The following is a 2,269-nucleotide window of genomic DNA, read 5'->3' as shown; positions in this document are numbered from 1 at the left end:
CCGAAAAATACCCAATTCTCCATGCCGTCCGAGACGGCGTAATTGGGGAATTTTACTTCGGCACTTTTGGGGAAATTTCACCCGGTATTGACACCGCATCGAGGAAATGACGAGCTTCGTCCTCGAAACCGACGAAAACATCATCGGCACAGCGCACGATAATCATATCGCCCGTGACATCGCGCTGTCGCCAGCCCTAAGCCGAGAGGTAAACACAGCGAAGGTATATTAGCCAGGAGCGGCGAACTCACCGGCCCTTCCCCGTTCCCTTGTCATCCACAGCCACGAGTGCCTCCCACATTTGTTGTCAGATCATATTCTGGGAAAATTGAATGGCCATTTGGCTGGGGAAATTGGCTGCTTGCACAGGGTCGGCCGGAAGACGTGCTTGCAGGCCCTGCAAATAGTCTTCTGCGTAGCTTTTCGCCATTGAAATCGGCAGATCGATACCGACCGTGGCAGCCTCCTCCATCGCCTTCTTCACGAGTCCGTTACTAATTGCAAGCTTGACCTGGGGTCCAGCGACAAGGCTCAGCGCTTGCGCGCCGATATTGATGCCAGCGTCCAGCAGCGCCTGCTTCAAGTTGCCGCCGGTAATCGCTGTACGGACAAGATTTGCCGCTTGCGCCTCGAACGCTAGCGTCATTGAAACGGCATCGGCCACTTGGCCCACGACCGGAATGAAGCTCAATAGACCCACCGCCGTCGCAGCCCAATCATTCACTGTCGAGTATACCTTGAGCACGTCGCCGACTGCGTGGATGAAAGCCCCGCCGTTTTTCTTGGGTGACTTGGCATCAGGTTGATCCGCCCGGCCCATCATCATGTCCGAGACGGCTTTCTGATCCGCTGCGGTTTCCGGCGCATGGGTCTTGGGCTGCTGAACGGCGCCGTTCGCATACGACATGCTCCCGTAGAAGTGAACAAAGTCTTCTTTGCTAATGTCACCGGAGTCGACAGTATGCCCGCCGCCGAAATCGAAGAATGAATTGTGCGACTTATATCCCGTAATCGAATTGTTCAGAAGACTGAAGAGGAGAGGATCGGAAAGTAGCTGAACTGACGCCTCCGTTACTCTTTTGTCGAGTCCTTTGTCTTCAGACATGCCTGTCAGCTTTTCACGCGTTAGATCGCCGCCCTCGAAAAAAGCTAGCTGATTGCTGCTGATAGTCTTTAGGACATTCAGTTCAGCTTGCGTGAGACTCATCGACGATGAAGCGGCCTGCAGAAAATCCTCTTTATGGACCTTACCTGAAGCACCACCGCACACCTGCATCCATTCATCTGGATGATTGGTGAAGTATTGAGCTGCTGCAATGACCTGGGGCGGACACTTACCGGCTCGCGATTCGCCGACAACGATCTGTTTGAAACTAGCCAGGCTCATGACCTTGGGCAAATTTTCGGAATATCGGTAAAGCTCGCGCAAGGCATCGCTCCGGGTCATGAGCGAAGGCTGAACGTTTTTGGTGCTATCGGATGGTATGTAGTTCTGCTCGTAGCTTTGCGCCAGGCTTTCCTGAAATGCGGCGACTGGTGGATGAAGCTTGGAAAATTCGGACAAGTCCCTCGCCGTGATTTTGCCTCCACAGCGACCATCGCCCTGAGAGCCGATGGCATAGAAAAGCTCTTGGTCTTGCTGCAGTCCCTCGATCGCCTCTCTCAGATCCGGTGGAGTGGAGGGATCATTGACCTTGCGGGCCAGCGACTCCCAACTGAGGGGCATTTGGTCCTTGTGACGGTTCAGTACCGCCACGATCTGCAATTCGGCAGAAGTCAGCAAGCCCCCGTTCCACGTTATTCTCGGAGCGGGACCTGGGCCCAGTCCGAAGGGCCTGTGCGCGCAGTTCCTTAGTATCGCCTCGAAGCACGATACGCTTTGCTGCGGATGAAAAGCATTCAGGATTGGCGACTGCTGTCTAGACTGTGCGCGATTGGCGATAAGGGACGATAAATCCGGCATTTGTACATCCTCAAACGTGATGTTTAGAATTTCTCACAAGAACCCCTCGGGCTCTTGCGTCCTACGAGCTTTGGCAGGTCATAGTTCGGCCTGCGCTTCAAACTACATCGTTCTGCGCCAGCTCCAGGCGCCATTTCAGCAATCGGCGGAGATACCGCTCAAACTTCCGGCTCCACTATGAGCGGTTTAGCTTTCGGGAAACTGACGAGCTTAAGAGACTGCCTCAAAAAGAAGTGGGTGATTTCAATAGGTTGTGATTCCGTCGGATTTGCAAAGATTCGATGGAGCTCACGATGGCCTGGACTG

The 2,269-nt window shown here is 54.0% G+C and carries 1 pseudogene; it reads right to left on the bottom strand.

Features of this window, described 5'->3' with window-relative positions:
• Window positions 1-307 precede the first annotated feature (307 nt).
• Window positions 308-1,813: pseudogene (locus BLS48_RS34365) on the bottom strand (HrpF/NolX family T3SS translocon protein); the annotation flags it as partial.
• Between the last annotated feature and the right edge of the window lie 456 nt (window positions 1,814-2,269).

Source organism: Mesorhizobium qingshengii (assembly GCF_900103325.1).
GTDB lineage: Bacteria > Pseudomonadota > Alphaproteobacteria > Rhizobiales > Rhizobiaceae > Mesorhizobium > Mesorhizobium qingshengii.
The sequence above is the reverse complement of the archived record's forward strand: the minus strand, read 5'-3'. Positions and strand labels throughout refer to the sequence as shown.